Here is a 442-nt window from a genome sequence, read left to right on the forward strand (position 1 = left end):
TTGGCATTTCCCCGAAAGGAGCCGCGTAACACCTTGCCATCAAAGGCAATGATGGGTTTGCCCTGATGAGTGCGCTGTTCATTGACCCAGCACAGCAACGCTTCAAGCAAGGTATCGATGACAATGCAGCGCAGAATGCGGGCAACAGTGTGACGCCGCGGGATGCCGTTGGCAAAGGGTCGATGCTGACGGAGCCAATCGATCTTTGAATCGCCATAGGTTTCGATGTCATTCCAGCCCTCGGCACCACTCATGATGGCACTGATGACAAGGAACATGACATCAACCAGGTTATGTTTACGATTGATCTCAGAGCGAGTTTCTTCGACAAGGGTAAGGTGTTCAATCAACGTCATAGCGCGTGCCTCCTGCATGGAGACGCGATTAGATCACAGACGATCTGCCTGTTCAAATTTCATTAACAAAGTGCGATCCCGCCCTG

Annotated in this window: 1 protein-coding gene; it reads right to left on the minus strand. The window is 51.6% G+C overall.

Features of this window, described 5'->3' with window-relative positions; all coding sequences use genetic code 11:
- Positions 1-356 (minus strand): ISAs1 family transposase (locus tag J9889_RS23220; RefSeq protein WP_210558366.1); only part of this gene is annotated, 356 nt, incomplete at its 3' end.
- Between the last annotated feature and the right edge of the window lie 86 nt (positions 357-442).

The organism is Aeromonas sp. PrichA-15 (genome assembly GCF_017939245.1).
Classification (GTDB): domain Bacteria; phylum Pseudomonadota; class Gammaproteobacteria; order Enterobacterales; family Aeromonadaceae; genus Aeromonas; species Aeromonas caviae.